We start from the raw sequence: 22,302 nt of genomic DNA on the forward strand, positions 1-22,302 counted from the left end.
TGAGAAGTCTTTTTGGTGCCTGCACAACCAAGAATCCGGGCTAATCCGCAGGAAGAGAAGCCCAGCGCTATGCAGTTCCTGCATAAAATTGCGAAATGTATCGGGCCACACTGTTCCGCCCAGGAATGCATGCTCGAAGCGCGGCCCGTGCCTTCACATCTCCTCCGTGTGCTATCCGCAGCCAGCAAAACTGAAGGGCCGTCGACCAAGAGATGAAAATTTCCTGAAGACGCCTCTGCCGCCGGGGCTTAGACCAGAGCCAGGTCAATCCCCAGGCGTGCTCCCCCGTGCCCCAGCCCCCGGCCGCTGAGTCCCTCCCGGTGGTGGAAACCTTCCACTCCCTCCAGGGCGAAGGGCTCCATGCGGGCCGCAGCGCCTTCTTCATTCGCCTGGGTGGCTGCAGCGTGGGCTGCTCCTGGTGCGACACCAAGCACTCCTGGCCCGCAGCGGTGCACCCCCAACAGCCCCTGGCCTCGCTGAACGCCAAAGCCAGGGCCGCCGCGGCGGCCGGCGCCGCCTTTGTGGTGGTCACCGGCGGCGAGCCGCTGCACCACGATCTCGGGCCCCTTTGCCAGGCCCTGGAGCGCTCAGGCCTGCCGCTGCACCTGGAAACCAGCGGCGTGGATCCGCTCAGCGGCCGCTTCAGCTGGATCACCCTCTCGCCCAAGCGCCACCGGCCGCCCACCGCGGAGCTGCTGGCGGCCTGCCACGAACTCAAGGTGGTGGTGCACGAGGCCGCCGATCTGGCCTTCGCCGCGGCCATGGCCACCCAGACCCAAACGGCCCGCGCCGGCAGCCCCGGCCCCGCGCTGCTGCTGCAACCGGGCTGGGAGTGCCCCAGAGGCCAGGCCCTGGCGATCGACTACGTGCGCCGCCACCCCCATTGGCGGCTCAGCCTGCAGAGCCACAAGCTGCTGGGGGTGCGCTGAGGCCTCAGGGGTCGCTGGCCTGGGTGAGCACCCGCTGGGGGAAGGGAAACTCGATGCCCCGCTCCTGGAAGGCATGCCAGATCGCCCGCCGCATCTCGCTGCTGATGTCGCTATTGCGCATCGGATTGGCGATCCAGAAGCGCAGGCCGTAGTCGATCGACGACTCGCCGTACTGCAGCAACAGGGCCTTGGGAGCCGGCTCCGCCAGCACCCGCGGATGGGCCCGGGCCACCTGCTCCAGCAGGGCGATCACCGCATCGGGGTCGTGGCGGTAGGCCGCCCCCACCAGCACCTCGCTGCGGCGCATGCGGTCGCTGCCGGTGTAGGTGGTGGTGGTGTCGGTGAAAAAGATCTGGTTGGGCACCACCAGCTCCACGTTGTCGCGGCTGCGCCAGAGGGTGGCGGCCCGCAGGCCGAGGCGCCGCACCTCCACCGGATCGCCCTGAAACAGCAGGATCTCCCCCGGCCGCACCGATCCCTCGAACAGCAGCCAGAGGCCACTCACGAAGTTGGAGAACACCTCCTTGATGCCGAAGCCCAGGCCCACCGACAACCCTCCGGCAATGGCCGCCACCGCCGTGCCGTTCAGCCCGATCTGGTTGCCCAGCCAGAGCACTCCCACACCGATCAGCACGTAGCGCAGGATCAACTCGAACACCTTGCGGTTGGCGGCCGTCATGCCCATCAGCCGCTCCAGCACCGCCCCGAGCACCAGCACCGGCAGCTCCGAGAGCACCACCAGGAAGTAGGGAAGAGTCAGCAGCAGCACGGTGCCGCCCAGGGTGAGCTGCTCGCCGAACAGCTCCAGCAGGGGAAGGGAGGCCACCGCGCCGAGGCCATCGAGCCGCTCCACCAGCGCCAGCAGCACCAGCACCACAAACAGCGGCCGCACCGCCCGCACCCAGTAGGCCTCCACTGCCGCCGCTGGGTGGAACCGCCGCAACACCAGCCGCAACCCATCGAGAACCGTCCAGACCGCCACCAGCTGCAGCACCAGCAGCAGCAGACCCGCCGGCAGGCGCGCCAGGCCAAAGCCCACGCAGGCCAGCTGCAGCGCCGCGATCACCGCCAGCTCGCCCGCCACCCGCAGCCAGCTGCCCGCCGAGGGGCGCCAGCGCAGCCGCCAGGCCCGATGGGCCACCAGCAGGCCCAGAGCCACACCCACCTGCAGCAGCACCGAGCCGCGCAGCAGCAAGCCGCTCCAACCGGAAATCAGATAGAGGAGATCGTTCATCGGCCCGCCAGCGCCTCCATCGCCGCCAGCACCTGCTCCGCGCTGCGCTCGCCGTACACGGCCTCCTTCAGCAGCTGGCTGAGGGGATCGGCCAGCTCACGCATGCGCACGCCCTCCTGAAAGGTGAGCACGAGGGAATCCCGGAGGCTCCCCTCCATCGCCGCCAGCTCCGGCGCCTCCTTCACCGGCACCACCACGTTCTGGTTCACCGGCATGTTGCCCTCGGCGCGCACCATCAGGTTGTTCTGGCTGAAGTCGTTGAGGGCAAACAGGGCAAAGCGCTCAGCCACCCGGCGCTGGCTCGGCGTGGAGTCGCGGCCGAAGCTCAGCACCAGCACATTGGCCAGCGGACGGCTCGCCTGGCCGTTCACCCCCCGCGGCAGCACCGACACCGCCAGGTGGGTGCCCAGCGACTTGCGCAGCCGGCCGATGGCGGTGGCGTTGCAGCTGATCCAGTCGAGCTGGCCCCGCTCGAGCCGCTGCACCAGCTGGTCGCCATCGTCCACAAACACCAGGCTGGGGATCACGTTTGAGCGGTAGAGCCAGCGCAACCAGGCCAGCACCCGGCCCCGGGCCGCCGGATCCAGCCGCGGCGCCCCCCCAGCCACCGTCTTCGGATCAAACAGATGCAGCAGCGGGGGCTGGGCCCCAAAACCGGTGGCGGTCCAGAGCAGTTCATGGAGCTCCAGCGACAGGCCCATGCGCCGGCCCGCAGCGGCCTGGGCCACCAACTGCTCGAGGCTGGCGGGGGGGCGCGACAGGCGCCGCCGGTCGTAGCAGGCCAGGCTCGGCTGCACCAGGAGCGGCAGGGCGGCGTAGCCCTGGCCCTGGCGAAAGGACGGCAAAAACTGAAGCCGCAGCGGCTCGAGCTGGGCCGCCCCCAGCTCCACCGGACTGGTGTAGCCGCGACGGGCCAGGTTGAACGCGGCCGGCACCCGGGTGATCAGCAGATCCGGGCCGACGCCCAACGACGAGCGCTCGCTGACGTTCTGCAGCAGCTGCCCCTCCGGCACGTAGCGGAAATGCAGGTTGACCCCGGGATTGACCCGCATGAAGTCGTGCACCATCTGGCCGGCCAGCTGCCTGAGGCTGGCGCTGGCCACCCGATCACCCCCGGCCCCGGGAGCGATCGTGATCTGCACGTTCTCCAGCGGCGCCACCGCCCCCCGGCAGCCCGCCAGGAGCAGGGAGAGGGCGAGCCCCACACCCGCCCAGGGAGCCATCCGACGCACAGGCGGCATGGGCGTCAGAACAGGTTGGCCGGCCGCTCCTGGCTCTCGGCCTTCCACAGCCGCCAGCGCAGCTCCAGGGGGCGGGGAGCATCCACCACGATCGGGCGGCTGGCGTTGTAGGGCACCACAAACGGCTTGCCCGCCATCGGCACGAAGGCCCGGCGGCGGGGCTGCTCCGGCGGACAGGCCATGCGGGTGGAGGCCAGGGCGCCCACATCCGTGACCCGGTAGATCACCGGCCCACCCTCCTGGGCAGGCTTCACGGGGCGGAGCTTGCCGCCAAACATCTGACGGTTGCAATCCACCTGGGCCATCTGGCCCACGATCAGCTGCACCCGCCAGTCGGCCGGGTTGGACGACAGGGCGGGATCGACATTGGGCCGCAGCACCCCCGGCAGCTGGATCACCCAGCGGCGATCCCCCGGCGCCGGCTTGGGGTAGCCCGAGAGATCCAGCCGGGGAATGGCCCCCGCTTGCGGCACCGAGGCCGGCACCAGGGCCAGGGCCAGCGCCCCGCAGGCCAGCCCCAGCACGCGGGGGGAGCGGAGCCAAGGGCGCAGGCGCTGAACCATCGCAGCAATCCGATCAACAGACGGTGGCCGCAGTCTGGCGAGACTGGCCGCCAGCGTCAGCCATCTGCCAGCCTGCAGGTCTGTGCTGCACCGCCCGGCCCCTCCGTGTCCGCCCAGCCCCTCACCATCGCCCTGCTCTCCGGCGGGCTGGATTCGGCCACCGCGGCAGCCCTGGCCCTCGAGGCCGGCCACCGGGTGATCGGCTTGTCGTTCGACTACGGCCAGCGCCACCGCCGCGAGCTCGAGGCCGCCACCGGCCTGGCCACCAGCCTCGGCCTCGAAGAGCACCACACGATCCACGTCAACCTGGCCGCCTGGGGAGGGTCGTCCCTCACCGATGGGGCCCAGGCCATCCCCACCGGTGGCGTGGAGGCGGGCGTGATTCCCAGCACCTACGTGCCGGGCCGCAACACCGTGTTCATCGCCCTGGGGCTGAGCCTGGCCGAGGCCCGCGGCGCCGGGCGGCTGGTGCTGGGGGTGAATGCCGTGGATTACTCCGGCTACCCCGACTGCCGCCCCGACTACCTGGCCGCCTTCCAGACCCTGGCCGACCTGGCCAGCAAGGCCGGCCGCGAGGGCCACGGCGCCCAGCTCTGGGCCCCGCTCGTGCACTGGAGCAAAACCCAGATCGTGCAGGAGGCCCTGCGGCTGGACGTGCCGATTGCGGCCACCTGGAGTTGCTACAGCGGCGGCGACCAGCCCTGCGGCGTGTGCGACAGCTGCCGCATCCGCGATGCCGCCCTGATCGAAGCGGGCCGGCCCGACCTGGCCAGCCGGCCCCCAGCCCCATGAACCGGCGCCACCCCCTGGCCTGGCGGGACCCCTGGCCCCTGGTGCGGGCCCTGGCCGCCGACCTGGGTCCGGCGGGGCTGGTGTGGCTCGATGGCGATGGCAGCCCCCAGGGCCGCCGCAGCGTTCTGGGCCTGGCGCCGCTGGAGCAGCGCTGCTGCCGCGGCCTGCCGGGCCAAGCCGGCGCCGAGGATCCCTTTGCCGTGCTGGCCGAGCTGGCCGCCGCCGGCGGTCACTGGATGGGCTGGCTCAGCTACGAGGCCGGGGCCTGGGTGGAGCCCGCCCCCCACTGGCATCCGAGCGACATGGCCCTGCTCTGGGCCGCCCGCCACGACCCGGTGCTGGTGATCGACCACGAAGCCCAGGAGCAGTGGCTCGAAGGCCATGATCCGCGGCGGCTGGCCACCTTCGCGGACCAGCTGGAAAGGCTCGGCCCGGTGGCTGGCACCGAGGCCGCCGGCGCCGGGATCCCCCCAGACCAGTGGCACTGGCACACCCCACCCGAACGCTTCGCCACCCAGGTGGAGCAGGTGCTCGCCTGGATCGCCGCCGGCGATCTGTTCCAGGCCAACCTCACCACCTGCTGTGAGCACCAGCTGGGCAGTCCGGCCGATCCCCTGGAGCTCTACGGCCGCCTGCGCCGCAGCTGCGCCGCCCCCTTTGGCGGCCTGGCGATTGCCGGGGCGGGGGCCAGCGGCGAAGCGGTGCTCTCGGCCTCGCCGGAACGGTTTCTCCAGGTGGATGGGGCCGGCCGGGTGGAAACCCGGCCGATCAAGGGCACCCGGCCGCGCCATCCCCACCCGGAGCGCGACGCCGATGCCGCCGCCGACCTGGTGTGCAGCCCCAAGGACAGGGCCGAGAACGTGATGATCGTCGACCTGCTGCGCAACGACCTGGGGCGGGTCTGCATCCCGGGCTCGATCCAGGTGCCCCAGCTGGTGGGCCTGGAGAGCTACCGCCAGGTGCACCACCTCACCTCGGTGGTGCAGGGCCAGCTGCGGCCGGGGCTGACCGCCATCGACCTGCTGCGGGCCTGCTGGCCGGGGGGCTCGATCACCGGCGCCCCCAAGATCCGCGCCTGCCAGCGCCTGCACGGCCTCGAGCCGGTGCCCCGCGGGCCCTACTGCGGCTCCCTGTTCCGGCTGGGCGGTGATGGCAGCTTCGACAGCAGCATCCTGATCCGCTCGCTGCTGCTGCGCGGCCAGCGGCTGCGGGCCCACGCTGGTTGCGGCATCGTGGCCGACTCCGACCCCACCGCCGAAGCGGAGGAACTGGGCTGGAAGCTCCAACCCCTGCTGGAGGCCCTGGCATGAGTGGCCCCCCACCGGCCGCCATCGCCTGGGTGGGCGACGCCGCGGGGCAGGGCCGCTGGGGCTCGCCGGACGCCCTGACGCTGCCCATCAGCGACCGGGGCCTGCTGCTGGCCGATGGCCTGTTTGAAACCCTGCTGGTGGACGCCGGCGAGGCTTGGTTGGTGGAGGAGCATCTGGGCCGCTGGCAGCGCTCGGCCGCCCTGCTGGCCCTGCCGCCGCCGCCGAGCGCCGCGATCGCGGCGCCCCTGATCGCCGAGGCCATCGCCCGCAGCGGCATCACCCGCGGCGCCCTGCGGCTCAACTGGAGCCGGGGTGGGGGCCCCGGCGGCGGGCGCGGCATCGCCATCACGGGCGGCGGCACCCCGAGCTTCTGGCTGCAACTCAGCGCCGCGGCGCCCAGCTTCACGCCGCTGCGGGTGATCGTGAGCCCCACGGAGGAGCGCAGCGCCACCAGCCTGCTCAGCCGGTGCAAAACCTTCGCCTACGGGCCCGCCATCCAAGCCCGCCGCCAGGCCCAGGAGGCCGGCGCCGACGACGCCCTGCTGCCCAGTTCCGCCGGCGGCCTCTGCTGCGCCACCACCGCCAACCTGCTGGTGCGCCGCGAGGGGCGCTGGCTCACCCCACCGCTGAGCAGCGGCTGCCTGCCGGGGGTGATGCGGCAGCGGGCCCTGGATCAGGGGCTGGTGGCGGAGGCCCCGATCGCCGCAGAGGATCTGCTGCGCGGCGAGGCCGCCTGGCTGATCAACAGCCTGGGCTGCCGGCCGATCAGCCACCTGGGGGAGACCCCCCTGGGTGGGGGGCCAACCGCCAGCTCGCCTGAGACCGGCTCACCGGAGACGTTCTGGCGGGCACTGCTCTCGCTCAGTTGCAGCCCATCGTCGAAATCCGATAGGTGAAGCCCGTGGCCGCCTGATCGGCACTGGCACCGATCTTGAAGTTGAGCTGGCTCACCGTTTTGCCAGGAATCGCCGGGAAGGGGCCCCACATGCGGCCGGTGCCCATCTGGGGCGCAAACGACTCGTTGATCACCTGCAGGCTGGAGCCATCGGTGAACTTCAGGTAGCCCTGGATCGGATAGGTGGCGCTCACCGAGGAATCGGCGGTGAAGAAGAACTTGAAGCTGCCGTAGGGCTGGGTCACGAAAAAGTCCGTGTTCCAATTGGGCCGGCCGAAGGGATTGCCCGGGCCGATCGTTTTGGTGATCACGTTGGTGGTGCCGTTGCCCCCCACCGGGGCCAGAAACTGACAGGTCTGGGCCTGCACCGGGGCCAGGGACGCCGCCAGGGCGGCACCGGTGAAGCCAACAACCAACGATGCGCGGATGGACACGTGAACCAGAAGCTGAAAGCCCACTCCTAGCCAGGGCGCGGGGTCACGACAACCAGCGGTTCACAGCTTGACCCTGGCCTGAAACTTGCCGGGGTCGGGCACGTCCGTTCGGGTCCAGTCACAGGTGTAGCCCTTGGTTTCGGGCACGTATTGGTTCCAGGCCACGGGCTTCACAAAGCCTTTGTTCTCGAGGATCTTGAAGAGGCCGTCCTCCCGCACCTCACCGATCAGCACCAGCTTCTCCACATGGTGGTTGGGCTGCACGGTCACCTTGCCTTCCGGGGCCTCGAAGCTCACCCCAACCAGGGCCTCGCGCACCTTGTTGTCATCGATGCTGTTGGCCTTCTCAGCAGCAGCAGCCCACAGGTACACCATCATGTAGGCGGCTTCAGAGGGATCATTGGTGACCCGATTCTCGCCATACATGGCCTTGAAGTTTTTGGTGAATCGCTTGGAGGCTGGTGTATCGAGGGTCTGAAAGTAATTCCAGGCCGCATAGGTTCCCTGGAGATACTCAGGGCCAATGGCGGCAATCTCCTCCTCAGCGATCGAGAAGCTCATGATCGAGTAGCCCTTGGCCGGCGTGATCCCAGCGGCCTGCATCTGCTTGAAGAACTGCACATTGCTATCGCCATTGAGGGTGTTCACGATCACACCACCCGTGGGCAGGGCCTGCTTGATCTTGGCGATGATCGGAGCCACCGCCGTGTTACCCAGCGGCAGGTACTCCTCCCCAACCACCGTGCCTCCCTTCACCTTCAGCTGCTCCTTCATGATTGTGTTGGCCGTCCGCGGATACACGTAATCCGACCCCACCAGGAAGAAGGCCTGACCCTTGTTCTTCAGCAGCCAGTCCACGGCAGGTTCCGCCTGCTGGTTGGGTGCAGCACCGCTGTAGAAGATGTTCCTGGAACACTCCTGGCCTTCGTACTGAATCGGGTAAAAGAGAAAGTGATCCTTCGCCTCGAACACCGGCAGCATCGCCTTGCGGCTCGCGGAGGTCCATCCCCCGAACACCACAGCCACCCGGTCCCGATCGATCAGCTTCTCAGCTTTCTGCGCAAAGGTGGGCCAATCGGAAGCCCCATCTTCCTCAATGGGAACGATTTTCAACTTTTTGCCAGCAATCCGAACGCCGCCCTTGGCATTGATCTCATCAATGGCCATCAACTCAGCCTCGGCCACCGTGTTCTCGGAGATCGACATGGTGCCGGAGCGCGAGTGAAGAATGCCCACCTTCACCTCACCGTCGAAGTGGCCGGAGGCCTGCTCACCGCCACCACAGGCCGCCAGCGCCAGGCTTAGCCCCGCAACAGCAGCCACAGAACGGAAGCCCGCATTGCGCAGGGGGGAAGGATTCATCACAACTCCTACAGGACACCCTCTGGCTCTCGAACCCGCCCTAGGTCTTGGGCGCTTCGTTGGGATTGCGGAGACGATGGCGGCGCTCGGGCAGAAGCTCAGGGAGTTCGGGGAGCGGTTGGGCAAATCCGAGCCCCATGGTGGTGACACTGCCGGAGCGCACAAACCAGCGCACCAGCCCGGGCACCCGATGCAGATCGCTGCTGCGATGGGCCTTGAAATCCACCAGCACCCCATGGCCCACCTCGAGCGCATGGCTCTCGGTGATCAGCAAGCAGAGACCCCCCAGGCTGATGTCGAGGATGTCGGCGTAAAACCATTCGGTGCGGGGGGAGCCGTCCGGATGCTGCAGCTGGATCGGCACGGGCCGGCAGGGCGGGGCCACCAGGCGTTCATGGCGCCGATGGCCCTCCGGAGGGCCAAGGGTCTCCAGGTCGTCGGCGGTGCGGAGGATGGTTTCCGCCTCAAACTCCCCCAGTTCGGCCCCAAAGGCATCGGCCCAGGTGCTCCCCTGCTGCGTGGGCGCGTCACCCGAAAGGTTGGGGAGATGACTGGGCATCAAGGGCCGCCGCAGATTGCCACGCCTTCAACCTAAACGCGAAAACCGGGGCCTGCCAAGACTTCGAGCTGTTCTTTCGTATCAACCCACACCGGCGAGGGGCACCACCGGTGGACATGATCCGGCCAGCGCCGTGGTGGAGCATGTTTACGGAATACCGTCCCGATCGGGGCTACGACGAGTATTTCAGCGCGGTGGACGTGCCCCGCACAGCCCTGCGCCCCCTGCTCTCCTCCCTGGGCCAGCTGGGCCTCGACGAACTCAACCGCAACCACGCGGCGGCCGGCGTGTTGCTGCGGCGGCTGGGGGCCACCTTCCGCCTCAACGGCTCCGGCAGCCAGGGGGGCGAACGGATCCTGCCCTTCGATCCCCTACCCCGACTGATCAGCAGCGGGGACTGGCAGCGCTTAGAGGACGGTCTGTTTCAGCGGCTGGAAGCGATAGATCTCTTCCTCGCCGACGTCTATGGCCCCCAGCGAATCCTGGGCGACGGGGTGATCCCCCGGGAAGACGTGGAAAGCTCCCAGGGCTGGCGACCCCAGCTGCAGGGCTTCGAACCGCCGCTGGGTCGCTGGTGCCACATCTCCGGCCTCGACCTGGTGCGCGACGGCCAGGGCACCTGGCGGGTGCTGGAGGACAACCTGCGCTGCCCCTCCGGCGTGGCCTATTTCCTGGAAAACCGCCGGGTGATGAAGCGCATGTTCCCGAGCCTGTTCTCGGGGCGCACGGTGCAGCCGATCGACGACTACCCCTCCCACCTGCTGCAGACCCTGCGGGAGCTGGCCCCCTGGACCGACACCCCCAAGGTGGTGCTGCTCACCCCCGGGGTGTTCAACAGCGCCTATTTCGAGCACAGCTACCTGGCCCAGCAGATGGGCATCCAGCTGGTGGAGGGCCGCGACCTGGTCTGCCAGGACGACCGGGTGTGGATGCGCAGCACCGCCGGCCTCGAACCGGTGGATGTGATCTACCGGCGCATCGACGACGACTTCCTCGATCCAGCCGTGTTCCGCAGCGATTCGATGCTGGGGGTACGGGGCCTGATGGCGGCCTACCGGGCCGGCCGGGTGGCGATCGCCAACGCCCCCGGCACCGGCGTGGCCGACGACAAGCTGATCTACGCCTATGTGCCGGAGATGATCCGCTACTACCTGGGCGAAGAGCCGATCATCGAAAACGTGCCCACCTACCTGTGCGCCCGACCCGATGACCAGGCCTACGTGCTGGCCCACCTGGGCGAGCTGGTGGTGAAGGCGGTGGCGGAAGCCGGCGGCTACGGGATGCTGATCGGCCCCCACGCCAGCCGGGAGGAGATCGCCGAATTTGCCGGCAAGATCCAGGCCGATCCCCGCAACTACATCGCCCAGCCCACCCTGGAACTCTCCACCGTTCCCTCCCTGAGCGAGGGCGAGCTGTTCCCCTGCCACGTGGACCTGCGGCCCTACGTGCTGCGGGGCAAGGGGGCCTGGGTGAGCCCCGGCGGCCTCACCCGGGTGGCCCTGCGCCGGGGCTCCCTGGTGGTGAACTCCTCCCAGGGCGGCGGCTGCAAGGACACCTGGATCGTGAGTGAAAGCGAGGAGACCGGCGCCGCACGGCAGGAGGTTCCATGCTGAGCCGGGTAGCCGATTCGCTCTACTGGATCAACCGCTACGTGGAACGGGCGGAGAACATCTCCCGCTTCGTGGAAGTGAGCGAGGCCATGGCCCTCGACTGCCCCCCGGGCAGCGCCGAGCCCTGGCTGCCCCTGATCGACGCCAGCGGCGATCGGGAGTTGTTCGATCGTCTCTATCCAGGCGGTGGGCCTGACCAGGTGGTGGAGTTTCTGGTGCGGGCCGAAGCCAATGCCAACAGCGTGGTGAACTGCATCGCCATCGCCCGGGAAAACGCCCGCCAAATCCGCGAGGTGATCACCACCGAAATGTGGGAACAGCTCAACGACATCTACTGGACCCTGCTCGACAACGAGGGCTTCTGGAAACAGCCACCCCAGGAGCAGCTGCGGGACATCCGCCGGGCCTGCCAGCTGTTCTATGGCATCACCGATGCCACCCTCAGCCGCGACCTCTCCTGGCAATTCAGCCGCCTGGGACGGGTGCTGGAGCGGGCGGAAAAAACCACCCGGATCCTCGATGTGAAGTACTTCCTGCTGCTGCCCTCCCCGGACGAGGTGGGCGGCGTGCTGGATGAACTGCAATGGATCTCCCTGCTGCGCAGCGCCGGGGCCTACCAGATGTTCCGCCAGTCCCGCCAACAGGCGATCGAACCCAAAGCCGTGGCCTCCTTTCTGCTGCTCGACCCGATCTTTCCGCGGTCGGTGCGCTACTGCCTGGAGCGCATCCACGAAACCCTGCGGATCGTGCGGGGCCAAGCGGTGCCGGGAGCTCCCGATGATCTCGAATGCCTCAGTGGGCTCACCCTGGCCCGCTGGAGCTACACCCGCATCGACGAGCTGATCGCCGGAGGATTGCACGAGTCGATTGACGCCCTGCAACGGGACCTCAACCGGCTCCATGATCTGATCGAGCAGCGCTACTTCATCGCCGAGCCCGCATGCGTGCCCGCGTAATCCACACCTTCACCTACCGGTACAGCGCTCCGGTGTTGCTGGGGCCCCATCGCTTCTGCCTGAAGCCCAGGGGCCATGGCTTTCAGCGCCTGCTGGACTTCCAGCTGACCGTCACGCCAGAACCGGGCCGGCTCTACCCCCTGGTGGCCGCCAGTGGCGATGAAATCCTCCGCGCCCGCTTCAGCGGGGCCACGGACGCCTTCCTGGTGCGGGCCAGCAGCCTGGTGGAAACGGACACCGCTCCCCTGCTGCGGGCCTGCCTGGAGGACAACGAACCCCTGCTGCCCTATCCGGTGGGTCACCTCAACGGTGACCTGGCCGGCAGCCTCGAGGGCTGGCTGCCCAATGGCCAACACGATCCTGCCGCCGTGGACATGGCCCAGGAAGCCCTGATGGGCAGCGACCAGCGCGCGCTGATGTTTCTGCAGCAGCTGGTGGAAATCATCCAGGACCGGGTGAAGTACACCCAGCGGCATGTGGGCCCCGCCTGGCCCGCCGGTCGCACCCTCAAGGAGCGGGTGGGCTCCTGCCGCGACCTGGCCATGCTGATGGTGGAGGCCTGCCGCTGCGTGGGGCTGCCGGCCCGCTTCGTGAGCGGTTACCACCTGTTGGAGCCGAAACCGGAGCGCTACGACCTGCACGCCTGGGCGGAGGTGTACCTGCCCGGGGCGGGCTGGCGGGGCTTCGACCCCAGCGGCATGGGGGTGGTGGACGACCGCTACATCACCCTGGCCACCTCCTCGAAACCGGAACTCACGGCCGCGATCACGGGCAGCTTCTCAGGGCCCAACGGGGTGGAGAGCGCCTTGGAGTGGAGCATTGAGGCCGATATCCAAGAACCGGCTGTGGTTCTCGACCCCGTCTGAATCGAGCGGTCACGCCATCCGCACGGTCCAACCGTCGTCGGCTGAACCCTCCCCGGGAGACTCCAGCTCCAGGCAGACCACCTGGTGACGGCCCCGATCCTTAGCCACATAGAGGGCAGCGTCCGCGGCCCCCATCAGGGCCTCCAGGTTGTAGCCGCTGGCCCCAGCCGTGGACGCCACGCCCACGGACAACTCAATCTCCACCACCCCGCCCTCCTGCTTGCGCAGGGGTGTGACCTGGAGCTGCTGGCGGGTGCGCTCCAACATCTGAACCGCCTTGGCGCTGGGGTTTTGCAGCAGGATGATGAATTCATCTCCCCCCAGCCGGCCGACCAGATCATTGCTGCGGCCCACCCCAGCGAGAAACTGGGACACGTGGCGGATCACCTGATCGCCCACCTCGTGGCCGTTCTGGTCGTTGATGGTCTTGAAGTGGTCCACATCGACCACCGCCAGCGAGCAGGGCACCCCAACCCGCTCCGCCTTCGCCAACACTTCCCGGGCCGTTTCAAGGAAGGTGCGGCGGTTGAAGATTCCCGAGAGCGCATCGATCTGAGCCAGGTTGAGCAGCTCCGGCAAAAGCTTGCGGCGCACGAGCAACAGCAGGCCCAGACAACCAAAAATCAAGGGCAAGGTGCCGGCCGCGAACACCAGCAGCACGAAGTTGAGGGCCTGGTTGCGCTGGGGACGCAGATCAATGACGGTGATCAAGGTGGCGCGGTCGCCGAAACGACCCAGGCCCTCCAGGGCCAACGGAAACTGGCGCATCGTGACCAGGGCCTCCCCCCCCAGCCAGGGCAGGGGGCCCAGAAAGACACGACGGTCCTGGTTGAGGCAGGCCACCACGCCATCCTGCGCCGGACAATCCGCAAAGATCGCCTTGAGGGGCTGCTCGGCTGGCAGTTGCAGCACATGCTGCAGGGGCATGCTCACCAAGGCACTGTTGGAAGCCGCCAGCACCACCCCCCGTCGATCCACCACCAGCGCACTCTCAAGCGCCTGGTTCGAGGCCGCCCGCTGCAGCTGACGATGCAAATCATGCAGCGGCCGATAACTGGTCATCCCCTCACTCAGGGACCGTTCCAGGTTGGTGGCATTGCGCAGCTGTTCATTGGCGTTGGTGGAGAGCACAAGGGCACCAGCCAGCAACGCCATCAGGGCAGAGCCCGTGGCACCGGTGAAGGCCACCAACAACCAGAGTTGCTTGTTGACCCGACCCTTCAGCAGGGACTCTTCAGCCAAAGGGGCCCGGCGACAGAGAGGGTTCCGGCAAGTCAGCTTGGTTCAAGAGAATCATGAGCTTAGGGATGAATAACCGTATGCAGCGGTAGAACCAGCACCCTGTCCGAAAGAAGGGCGATGTTGACTAATCAACCCAAAAGAGATTGAAAAAATCTAGAGGCACCACACAGGCCAGTCCGGCCCCAGGGTCAACTCTTAGGAAATCGCCATCCCAGCCCCTCACGGCTGAACCAGAAAGGCGCGCGTGGGCTTGGGGAGGGGTTCCTCGGGCTCAATCCGGCGGGCGGCAACCATGTGGGCCGCCATGCGAGACACCACCTGGGCCACCGCACCCGACTGTCCCAGCAGGCGATCCTGCTCACCTCGGCCCGGGTACCGGATCCAGCGCTCAGACTCCAGGAAGGCGGCCGGGCTCACCTGCTCCCGTTGGGCCATTAACGCCTGGGACGCCACCGGCTCGGCCTGAACCAAGGCGCGGGAGGCCCACCAGGTGCGCACCAAATTCCTCACCCGATCGGGATGGCGCTGGGCAAAGGCCGGATTAACCGCCAACACATCCAACACCTCCCCGGGAGTCTGGAGGGAACTGAACAGCACCCGGTAGCGCGGATCGGCACGCAAGGGGTTGGCGTGGGGGGGATAGGTCACCACCGCGGCCAGATCGCCTCGCGTGAAGGCAGCCACCAGGCCCTGGGGCCCTTCGTGCACAAGGCGCACCTGATCCAAGCCAAGCCGCTCCGACTCCAGGGCCCGAAGCAGGAGGTATTCGCTCAGCACAGCGCGCTCCAGGCCCACCCGTTGCCCCACCAGATCGCGCACGCTGGTGATCTCCCGCCGACTCACCAGCACATCAGCCCCAACGGATTGATCCAGCACCAGGATCAGCTGCGGGCAGCGGCTGGGGGCCTCCTGGCAGATGGCGATCGCATCGGGAATCGTGGTGGCGATGATGTCCACATCACCGCGTCCATAGGCAGCGCGCTGATCATCGAGGGAGCTGTACTGCTGCACCCGCAGATCCAGGCCGAAGCGCTGGCCCAGACGTCGCTGCTCCGCCAGGTAAAACGACTCATACCCCGGCCAGCTGGTGATGGCGACCACCACCTTGGGGTCCTGCCGCAGCAGGCGCCAAACCCCCACCCCTGCCGCCAGCAGGGCCAAACCCGCCAGCCAGGCCAGGCTTTGCTTCCGAGAGGGCCAGCGCCTTGGCGTCATCGTCCCGCCTCCTGCACCACACGGGCGTTCACCTGCGGCAGCGGGGCATCCGGACGCACCAGCTTCAGCTGTTGCTGCACCTGCTGAACGGCCTTGAGGTTTCGTTCCATCACACCCCCCGGAGCCAACAACGCCATCTGCTCTGCCAGGGAAAAGTAAACCAATCCCCGCTCAGCTGCCTGAAACTCCTGAACACTCACATTCTGGCGCCGGGCCATCAGTATCAGCGCTTCACGGGGATGGAATTTGGCATAGTCGTGGGCATCCTGCCAGGTGCTGAGCAACTTTGTGATCGCCACAAAGTGCTGCTTGAGATAGGCGGGGTCAACCACAAGCACGTCAAAGATCTCGCCTGGAATCTGACGGCTGTCAAAGAGCACTCTGGAGTGTCCAGACCGCAGCGCAGCATCGCTGAACGGTGGGAAAAATGCCACCGCATCCACAGTGCCCTTGGCGAGGGCCTCTGGCATCTCAGCCAGAGGCATATTCCGAATCACCACCTGATCCAAGGTCAGCCCGGAGCGCTGCAAGGCCCGGCTCACAAAGTAGGGCCCCAGCGTGGAAAAAGTCATGCCGATGGTCTGACCCGCCAACGCTTTGACAGACCCCACATCCCGACGGGCCGCCAGGATATCGGCCCCCCGGGATTCATCCAGAATCAGCACCACCTGGGGACACCGCTCGGGGACCCGTCCACAGATGTCCACCAGTTCGACAGTGGTGAGCTGGGCAATCGGAATCTCACCACGCAGATAGGCGTGGACGATCTCCTGGGGGTCGGAAAACTGGGAGGTGGTGAGCTTCAGGTTGTGGCGCTCGGCCAGTCCCTTCTGTTGAGCCAGAAAAAAATATTCATAGCCCGGCCAGCTGGAAACCGGCACATTCACCGCATGGCTGCCCGGGCTGCAGCCCGTCAGGCTCAGCAGGCCCATGGCCAATCCGAGCACAACCGGAAGCTGGCGCCCCCACCAACCAGGAATCGAGAGCAACGTCATCGCGATCTCGAACGCAGATCAACAATGGACGAACAGACCAACGGGTGAGAGCCCGGCCACGGGCGATCCCGAAAACTTCACAGTTGGGCCCGAGCCAGCCGGCGACCCCTACCTTGCGGCGATGGTTCCCCTCCCTGCCGCTTCAGCCACCGCACCATCCCGCCAACAGGCCCTGGTACTGGCCCTGTTCACCGGCCTGGCGGTGCTGCTCAACTTGCAGCCCCTGCCACTCTTCTACGGGATTCAGGTGCTCCTGGGCTCCACCTTGCCAATCCTGGCCCTGCTGCTGTGGCGCACGGGATGGTGCATCCCGATGGGATGCATCGCCAGCCTGGTGACCTGGAAGCTCTGGGGCCACCCCTGGGCCGTGGTGATCTTCACGGCCGAACTGGTCTGGCTCACCTTGGGATTGGGGCAGCTGGGGCGCCGTTCCATCGACAGGAGCACCGGCGCCATCATTCCGCTGGCGATCAGCTACTGGATCGTGCTGGGCAGCCCCCTGGTGGCGCTGTTTTACGGCCTGATCCTTAAAATTGATGCCACCAATGTTGCGGTCACAGCCCTGAAGCAAAGCTTCAACGGGATTCTCAACACCACAATTGCCTTTGTGCTGTATGTGCTGATCAGCGCCATTGAGAACCGCAAAGGCATGGGCAGTGGCATCTCACTGCGGGGTGTGATTGTGGGGCTGGTGCTGCTGATCACCACCATTCCGACCCTGTTCATCACGATGGCCTCCGGTTACCAACTGGAGCTGGCGGTGCAGCAGGCAGAGCTGGATAACCTCAAAGCGGTCAATCAAGCCGTTGCGGCCTCTCGCCCCCTGACAGAACTGCCCGGTGGCGACGTCGCCTACCGCCACATTGAAGCCAACGGCAAGAGCATCAGCTCTGATCCCGAACTGTTCGCACGGCTGGACAAGTCATTCACCGACGGTGGGCGCAGCTATGTCCATCCTCGCGAGTTGTCGGTGCTGATTTCCAGGCAGCCGTTGCCCATGCTGAAAAAGTGGATCAACGGCTACTGGAGTTACAGCCAGCTCCACAGGAGTAGCGACCAAGAATCGGTGCTGATTCAGGTGGTCCAGCCGGCTGCCACCCTGGTGAAACGCATGCAGAACCAAAGTGCCTACCTGCTGGGTGTGGTGCTGGTGATGCTGGTGTTGGGAACGATCGCCAGCATGGCCCTCGGTGCCCTGTTCGAACGGGAAGTCAACGCCGTGCTGCGCCCCCTGCTGTCCAACAACGACGGCATCGCCACCCTGGCCCCTTCCCTGATCATCGAGCTGCGCATGATGGTGCAACTGGTGAACCAGCGAATCCAGCAGACGCGCCTACTGGCCGACGATCTCCGGGAGGCCAACCTGGCCCTGCGGCGCTCCCGGGATGAACTCGAACAGCTCAACACCAGCGACGTGCTCACCGGCTGTGGCAACCGGGCCGCCCTGTTCCAACGGTTGAAGGAGGAATGCCATCGATCCCGACGCACGGGCGAACCGCTGAGCTGCCTCACCCTGGATGTGGATGGCCTGACGGCGATCAACGACCGATTTGGCCATGAAACCGGTGATCTGGTGCTCAAACGGGTGGCCAGTGCGGTGCGGCTGCGGCTGCGCATCACCGATCACTTCTTTCGCAGTGGCGGTGATGAATTCGTGGTGATCGCCACCGACTGTGATGGCATCGCCGCCCAGGAGATGGCCACCGAGCTGCGGGCCCTGGTCCGCGAGCTGGGGCTCACCGACAAACACGGACAGGTGCCAACCAGCATCTCGATCGGCATCAGCAGCCTCACGGGCAAAGACCAGAAGCCGGATACGCTGCTGGCCCGCTCGGATGCGGCCCTGCGGGTAGCCCGGAAACAGGCGACATCGGGCATCGCCACAGAGCAAGACATCCCCAGACCTGAACAGCCTGGCTAACTTGAGACTCGATCCCCTGAAGGCTGAGGCCGGTGCTGGAAGCCCCCATCCCCGAAGAGGAACCGGCTCGGCTGAAGGAGCTGCACAGCTATGGCGTTCTCGATACCTCACCAGAGGACATCTTTGATGACATCACCCATCTTGTGCAGGACATCACCGGCGCAAAGATTGGCATCATCAGCCTGGTCGATGAAAATCGGCAGTGGTTCAAATCCTGCGTTGGACTTGAAGATGCGCCCCAGGAAACACCTCGCAATATCTCATTTTGCGGGCACACGATTGTTCAGCGCAAACCCCTGATCATCCCTGATGCCCTGGAGGATGAACGCTTCTGTGACAACCCCCTGGTTAAGGAACCACCGCGGATCCGCTTCTATGCCGGCTTCCCCCTGATCGCCGCCAACGGCATGGTGCTGGGCAGCCTCTGCGCCATTGACCTTGAACCCAGAAGCCTCACGCCCCAGCAGATCACCTCCATGGAACGGCTGGCCCGCCAGGTGGTGAGCCAGATGGAACTGAGGCGTGAAGCCCATCTGCTGCAATCGGCAGAACGGGCTCTCCAGATCCAGGATTCCAAGGCCGCTCCCCCCGACATTCAGCTACTGAGCGACATCACGCTGGTGATGGATCGGGACCAGCTGATGCAGATGCTGACGCTGATGTTTGAACTGGATCAGCCCCCTTGCTTTGCCCTGGCCCGCTGCAAGTTCAAGGAGTATTCCCGCATCAGCGCCACCCTGGGCACTGCCGCGGCCGAGAGCCTGGTGCAAACGGGCCTGGAGCGCCTGCGCAGCTGCTTGCCTCCCCAGGCAACCATGACCCGTTTCTCCGAAAACGAGGTGGTCATCGTGCTGCCCCACCTCTCCGAAGAGGCCGCCGTCACAGCCATCGTCGAACGCTGCGTCGCCAGCCTTGAAACACCCCTAAAACTGAATGATCGTGACCTGGAACTCAACATGAGCGCGGGTGTTGTGATCTTCAAAAACAACTACAACGACCCGGATTCCCTACTCTCTGACGCCAGCATCGCCCAAAGGATTGCGATCACGGATCGTTCCACCAACAGGGCGTTCAGGTTCATTGATTTGCCCTCACGACTGGCTGTCCAGCAGCACTACCAGATCGAAACCGACCTGCGTCGCACGATTCGCCGTAACGAGATCATTCCGTACCTCCAACCGATCGTGGATCTAGGCACGGGAGATCCGGTGGGCTTGGAGTGTCTGATGCGCTGGCGCACCGAGTCCAGCGACATCTTGCTGCCGGATGCCTTTCTGCCCATCTCCCACCTGGCCGGCCTCAGTGGGGAGCTCGATCTGCAGATCATTCACAAAGCGCTCCAGGCCAGCCAGCAGCTGGCCGCCGTCGCGCCGGAACGGCCCCTACAGCTGTCCGTGAACCTTTCAGGCCTGCTGCTGGAGAACGAAGCCCTACGGATCCGCCTGCTCCAGCTGATCCGCACCACACCCTTGCCCCCGGGCTGGCACCTGCAGGTGGAACTGGTGGAGGACTACCTCCAGGACAACGGCTCTGACCTGGGGGCCTTCCTCAACACCCTGCGACGCCAGGGCGTGTCGATCGCCATCGACGATTTCGGCACCGGTTACTCCTCCCTGAGCCGGTTGCACAACTACCCGGTGCGCACGGTGAAAGTGGATTCCAGTTTCGTGCAGCGCATCAACGACCCGCGCAACCCCAGCAACCAGGTGCTGAAGACCATCCAGTCTCTGGGTGCGGATCTGGCGCTCACCATCACCGCAGAGGGCGTGGAAACGGAAAGCCAACGCACCTGGTTGCTGGAGAACGGCTACAGCCAGGGGCAGGGCTTCCTGTTCAGCCGGGCGATGTCGGTGCAGGCCACCTGCGACTATCTGGCCCAGGTCCGTTAGGTGCCTCTGACAGTCGGCAGCCGATGCTGCTGCGGCTACTGGCCTACCAGCTCACCCCGTGCAGCTTGGGCAACGGCGCCGTCTTGTAGGTGATGGCAAACAGGCGCGGGATCCGGCGGCTGTTGTACAAGCGGAATTCGCGCACCACGCTGGCCCCGTCCTCCCTCACGGCCTGGTTGAGCACCACCGAACCATCGGAATCGGACACGGAGCGGTGGAAGGTGCCGGGGGGAATGCGCAGGATGTCGCCGCCGGTGTCCAGCCGAACAATGTGATACGGATAGTTCCAGCCGAAGTTCACCAGGTAGAAGGTGCGGCCGCCATGCAGGGCCAGCAGGTTGTCCTCCTGGTGGGGATGCAGATAGAACTGCCAGGCGCCGGTGCTCTCCTCATCGGGAGGACTCACCGCCGGCCCGGAATGGATCACCAGGTCGCGGGCATTGGAGCTGGCCACGGTGATGTCGAAGAAGCGAACAGCCGGGGTATCGCGGAACTTCTCGTAGGGAATCAGCTCGAACATCGGCGCCTGCTGCAGGGGAGGGGCGGCCATGGGGACAGGCACGGACGGGTGCGGGTGCAATGGGCCACTAGACCGCAGCGCCCCCGGGGAGAGAGGTTGCATCCACTACCCAATCCCGGTTTCCGCAGACCAGTTCTCCAGGTGGTTTGGCGGCGCCGATTGGGGCGAGCCGCTGGCTTCAGAAGGGAATCGGCATCTCCGCATCGGCGGGGTCGGGGGCACAGGCCGGCACCCGCTGGGCCACCACCTCACCCAGAACCACGATCGAAGGCGAGGCGAAGCCCTGCTCCTCCGCCCGATCGGCCAGCTCGGCCAGCACGCTGATCAGCTGCCGCTGGCCCCGCACCGTGCCCTGCTGGATCACGGCCGCGGGCGTGTCGGGCGCCAGGCCCCCCGCCATCAGCTCTTCAGCGATGCGGCGCAGGTTGTGCAGGCCCATGTAGATCACCAGGCCATCACTGCTCTGGGCCAGGCCGCGCCAGTCCACCCCGGGCCGGCCCTTGTCGATCTCCTCGTGACCCGTCACGAAGGTGACGCTGGAGCCGGCGCGGCGGTGAGTCACCGGAATGCCCGCATAGGCGGGCGCGGCAATGCCGGCGGTGACGCCGGGCACCACCTGCACCGGCACGCCCCGGGCCGCCAGATGGGCCGCCTCTTCCCCGCCGCGTCCAAACAAAAAGGGATCGCCGCCCTTGAGCCGCACGATCAGCCGGTGGCGGCTGGCCAGCTCCACCAGCACCGCATTGGTGCTGGGCTGGGGCACCGAGTGGTGGCCGCGGCGCTTGCCCACGAAATGACGCTCACAACCCTCCGGCACCAGATCCAGCAGCGCCTTCGGCACCAGGGAGTCGTACACGAGCGCATCGCACTGGCGCAGCAGCCGATGGGCCTTGAGGGTGAGCAGCTCGGGATCCCCCGGACCAGCCCCCACCAGATACACGGTGCCGGGTGCGTTCATGGCAGGGCCTCCAATTCGGCCAGCAGCAGCTGCTGAAAACGCGGGCGCTCCAGTAGCGGTGGACCCACCAGGGGGGCCAGGCTATCGGTGAGTCGGTTGGCCGCCAGGGCGAGGGGCAGGGCCGGCGCCGTGAGGGTCAGCTGCAGCTCCGCAAGATGCTCCGCACTGTATGGAGTGGCCAGGCAGCGAGCACCGGTGCGGCGCTCCAGGGTGGCGAGGTAACGCTGGGCCAGGCAGCCTTCCAGGGGATGGTGCAGCAGCAGGGGCTGGACGAAGCCCTGGGACTCCCGAGACCCCAACACCGCCAACTCCTGGGCCAGCGCCGCCTGCCAGCAAGGCCAGGCCCCCACAAAGGGCCAGTGCTGCACCCGCGCAAACGCCGACCAATGGCGCACGATCGCCGGCAGGTCGTGACGGACATGGCCGCCTGGCAGCAGTAGCAAGGGAACCAGGGTGAGCGGCTGATGGCGGAGCCCCAGCTGCCGGGGCTCCGGCGGGGCAGGCGCCGATAGGGCCTGTAGGCGTACGGGTGACCCGCGGCGGCGCTTCAGCTCAGCCGCGAGGGCCACCAGCGCTTCAGGCAGCTGGCCGCCCGAGCGGCCATGCACCACCAGCAGCAGGGGCTGGGCAGGGGTAGCCGCGAGGCGACGGCGGAGGCGCGCAGCCAGCCGGGGTTCGGCACCTAGCGGAAGTTGGCTCCGCAGCTCCGGCATCGGTTGGGGCTCCACAGGGGCCAGGGCGATCAGCTCGCGAGGTGTGTGGGGTCGGCAACCGGTTGAACCTTCCCACTGGTGTTCTTAACACCACCACC

General features: G+C 66.8%; 21 protein-coding genes. 9 read left to right on the plus strand and 12 right to left on the minus strand.

Features of this window, described 5'->3' with window-relative positions:
- Positions 1-287: 287 nt before the first annotated feature.
- The gene (locus H6G16_RS11560; protein ID WP_190390455.1) at positions 288-929 is read left to right on the plus strand and encodes a radical SAM protein; all 642 of its coding nucleotides are present in this window, start codon (positions 288-290) and stop codon (positions 927-929) included.
- Between the two features lie 4 nt (positions 930-933).
- On the opposite strand, the gene H6G16_RS11565 is transcribed toward H6G16_RS11560, so the two are convergent.
- The 3 genes from H6G16_RS11565 to H6G16_RS11575 are packed head-to-tail and all read right to left on the minus strand — an operon-like array spanning position 934 to position 3,967.
- Positions 934-2,163 (minus strand): mechanosensitive ion channel domain-containing protein, encoded by a 1,230-nt coding sequence (locus H6G16_RS11565; RefSeq protein ID WP_190390456.1) that lies wholly within the window; start codon positions 2,161-2,163, stop codon positions 934-936.
- The gene (locus tag H6G16_RS11570; protein WP_190390457.1) at positions 2,160-3,404 is read right to left on the minus strand and encodes an extracellular solute-binding protein; all 1,245 of its coding nucleotides are present in this window, start codon (positions 3,402-3,404) and stop codon (positions 2,160-2,162) included. Before H6G16_RS11570 ends, H6G16_RS11565 begins: the two co-directional genes overlap by 4 nt.
- Before the next feature lie 5 nt (positions 3,405-3,409).
- Positions 3,410-3,967, minus strand: a complete 558-nt coding sequence (locus H6G16_RS11575) for an ecotin family protein (protein ID WP_190390458.1) — start codon at positions 3,965-3,967, stop codon at positions 3,410-3,412.
- 105 nt (positions 3,968-4,072) lie between these two features.
- Here H6G16_RS11575 and queC point away from each other — a divergent pair, with 105 nt between their 5' ends.
- The 3 genes from queC to H6G16_RS11590 are packed head-to-tail and all read left to right on the plus strand — an operon-like array spanning position 4,073 to position 6,965.
- Positions 4,073-4,759 carry a 7-cyano-7-deazaguanine synthase QueC gene (queC, locus tag H6G16_RS11580; RefSeq protein WP_190390459.1) on the plus strand — a complete coding sequence of 229 codons (687 nt, stop codon included), beginning with the start codon at positions 4,073-4,075 and terminating at the stop codon, positions 4,757-4,759.
- Positions 4,756-6,069 carry an anthranilate synthase component I family protein gene (locus H6G16_RS11585; protein WP_190390460.1) on the plus strand — a complete coding sequence of 438 codons (1,314 nt, stop codon included), beginning with the start codon at positions 4,756-4,758 and terminating at the stop codon, positions 6,067-6,069. Before queC ends, H6G16_RS11585 begins: the two co-directional genes overlap by 4 nt.
- Positions 6,066-6,965, plus strand: coding sequence for an aminotransferase class IV (locus H6G16_RS11590; RefSeq protein WP_190390461.1), 900 nt, complete (start codon positions 6,066-6,068; stop codon positions 6,963-6,965). The genes H6G16_RS11585 and H6G16_RS11590 overlap by 4 nt, the downstream gene beginning before the upstream one ends.
- On the opposite strand, the gene H6G16_RS11595 is transcribed toward H6G16_RS11590, so the two are convergent.
- The 3 genes from H6G16_RS11595 to H6G16_RS11605 are packed head-to-tail and all read right to left on the minus strand — an operon-like array spanning position 6,931 to position 9,319.
- A complete protein-coding gene (locus H6G16_RS11595) occupies positions 6,931-7,398 on the minus strand; it encodes a hypothetical protein (RefSeq protein ID WP_190390462.1) in 468 nt (155 codons plus the stop codon). The genes H6G16_RS11590 and H6G16_RS11595 overlap by 35 nt on opposite strands.
- Positions 7,399-7,458: 60 nt before the next feature.
- On the minus strand, positions 7,459-8,760 hold the full coding sequence (urtA, locus tag H6G16_RS11600; protein WP_190390463.1) for an urea ABC transporter substrate-binding protein: 1,302 nt from the start codon (positions 8,758-8,760) through the stop codon (positions 7,459-7,461).
- Positions 8,761-8,800: 40 nt separating this feature from the next.
- Positions 8,801-9,319: a PilZ domain-containing protein gene (locus tag H6G16_RS11605; RefSeq protein ID WP_190390464.1), complete on the minus strand. Its 519-nt coding sequence runs from the start codon at positions 9,317-9,319 to the stop codon at positions 8,801-8,803.
- 143 nt (positions 9,320-9,462) lie between these two features.
- Here H6G16_RS11605 and H6G16_RS11610 point away from each other — a divergent pair, with 143 nt between their 5' ends.
- The 3 genes from H6G16_RS11610 to H6G16_RS11620 are packed head-to-tail and all read left to right on the plus strand — an operon-like array spanning position 9,463 to position 12,751.
- The gene (locus tag H6G16_RS11610) at positions 9,463-10,932 is read left to right on the plus strand and encodes a circularly permuted type 2 ATP-grasp protein (protein WP_190390465.1); all 1,470 of its coding nucleotides are present in this window, start codon (positions 9,463-9,465) and stop codon (positions 10,930-10,932) included.
- Entirely contained in the window at positions 10,926-11,885 is a 960-nt protein-coding gene (locus tag H6G16_RS11615) for an alpha-E domain-containing protein (RefSeq protein WP_190390466.1), read from the plus strand. Before H6G16_RS11610 ends, H6G16_RS11615 begins: the two co-directional genes overlap by 7 nt.
- A complete protein-coding gene (locus H6G16_RS11620) occupies positions 11,870-12,751 on the plus strand; it encodes a transglutaminase family protein (RefSeq protein WP_190390467.1) in 882 nt (293 codons plus the stop codon). The genes H6G16_RS11615 and H6G16_RS11620 overlap by 16 nt, the downstream gene beginning before the upstream one ends.
- A gap of 9 nt (positions 12,752-12,760) precedes the next feature.
- Here the strand turns inward: H6G16_RS11620 and H6G16_RS11625 are convergent, their stop codons facing one another.
- The 3 genes from H6G16_RS11625 to H6G16_RS11635 form a co-directional block, all read right to left on the minus strand.
- Positions 12,761-13,993: a GGDEF domain-containing protein gene (locus H6G16_RS11625; RefSeq protein ID WP_190390468.1), complete on the minus strand. Its 1,233-nt coding sequence runs from the start codon at positions 13,991-13,993 to the stop codon at positions 12,761-12,763.
- Positions 13,994-14,212: 219 nt separating this feature from the next.
- Entirely contained in the window at positions 14,213-15,208 is a 996-nt protein-coding gene (locus tag H6G16_RS11630; RefSeq protein ID WP_190390469.1) for an ABC transporter substrate-binding protein, read from the minus strand.
- Positions 15,205-16,203, minus strand: coding sequence for an ABC transporter substrate-binding protein (locus H6G16_RS11635; RefSeq protein WP_242036384.1), 999 nt, complete (start codon positions 16,201-16,203; stop codon positions 15,205-15,207). Before H6G16_RS11635 ends, H6G16_RS11630 begins: the two co-directional genes overlap by 4 nt.
- A gap of 121 nt (positions 16,204-16,324) precedes the next feature.
- On the opposite strand from H6G16_RS11635, the gene H6G16_RS11640 reads away from it, so the two are divergent.
- Together H6G16_RS11640 and H6G16_RS11645 are read left to right on the plus strand one after the other, a co-directional pair.
- Complete coding sequence (locus tag H6G16_RS11640; protein ID WP_190390470.1) at positions 16,325-18,124, plus strand: GGDEF domain-containing protein; 1,800 nt, start codon at positions 16,325-16,327, stop codon at positions 18,122-18,124.
- Positions 18,125-18,156: 32 nt separating this feature from the next.
- On the plus strand, positions 18,157-20,013 hold the full coding sequence (locus H6G16_RS11645) for a sensor domain-containing phosphodiesterase (RefSeq protein WP_190390471.1): 1,857 nt from the start codon (positions 18,157-18,159) through the stop codon (positions 20,011-20,013).
- Positions 20,014-20,056: 43 nt separating this feature from the next.
- Here H6G16_RS11645 and H6G16_RS11650 read toward each other — a convergent pair whose 3' ends face one another.
- The 3 genes from H6G16_RS11650 to H6G16_RS11660 all read right to left on the minus strand — a co-directional run bounded on the left by H6G16_RS11650 (position 20,057) and on the right by H6G16_RS11660 (position 22,204).
- A complete protein-coding gene (locus H6G16_RS11650; protein ID WP_190390535.1) occupies positions 20,057-20,533 on the minus strand; it encodes a redox protein in 477 nt (158 codons plus the stop codon).
- Positions 20,534-20,711: 178 nt separating this feature from the next.
- Positions 20,712-21,491, minus strand: a complete 780-nt coding sequence (gene cobA / locus H6G16_RS11655; RefSeq protein ID WP_190390472.1) for a uroporphyrinogen-III C-methyltransferase — start codon at positions 21,489-21,491, stop codon at positions 20,712-20,714.
- Complete coding sequence (locus tag H6G16_RS11660; RefSeq protein WP_190390473.1) at positions 21,488-22,204, minus strand: CbiX/SirB N-terminal domain-containing protein; 717 nt, start codon at positions 22,202-22,204, stop codon at positions 21,488-21,490. Before H6G16_RS11660 ends, cobA begins: the two co-directional genes overlap by 4 nt.
- Positions 22,205-22,302 lie beyond the last annotated feature (98 nt).

The organism is Cyanobium sp. FACHB-13342, from assembly GCF_014697415.1.
Classification (GTDB): Bacteria; Cyanobacteriota; Cyanobacteriia; order PCC-6307; family Cyanobiaceae; genus Cyanobium_A.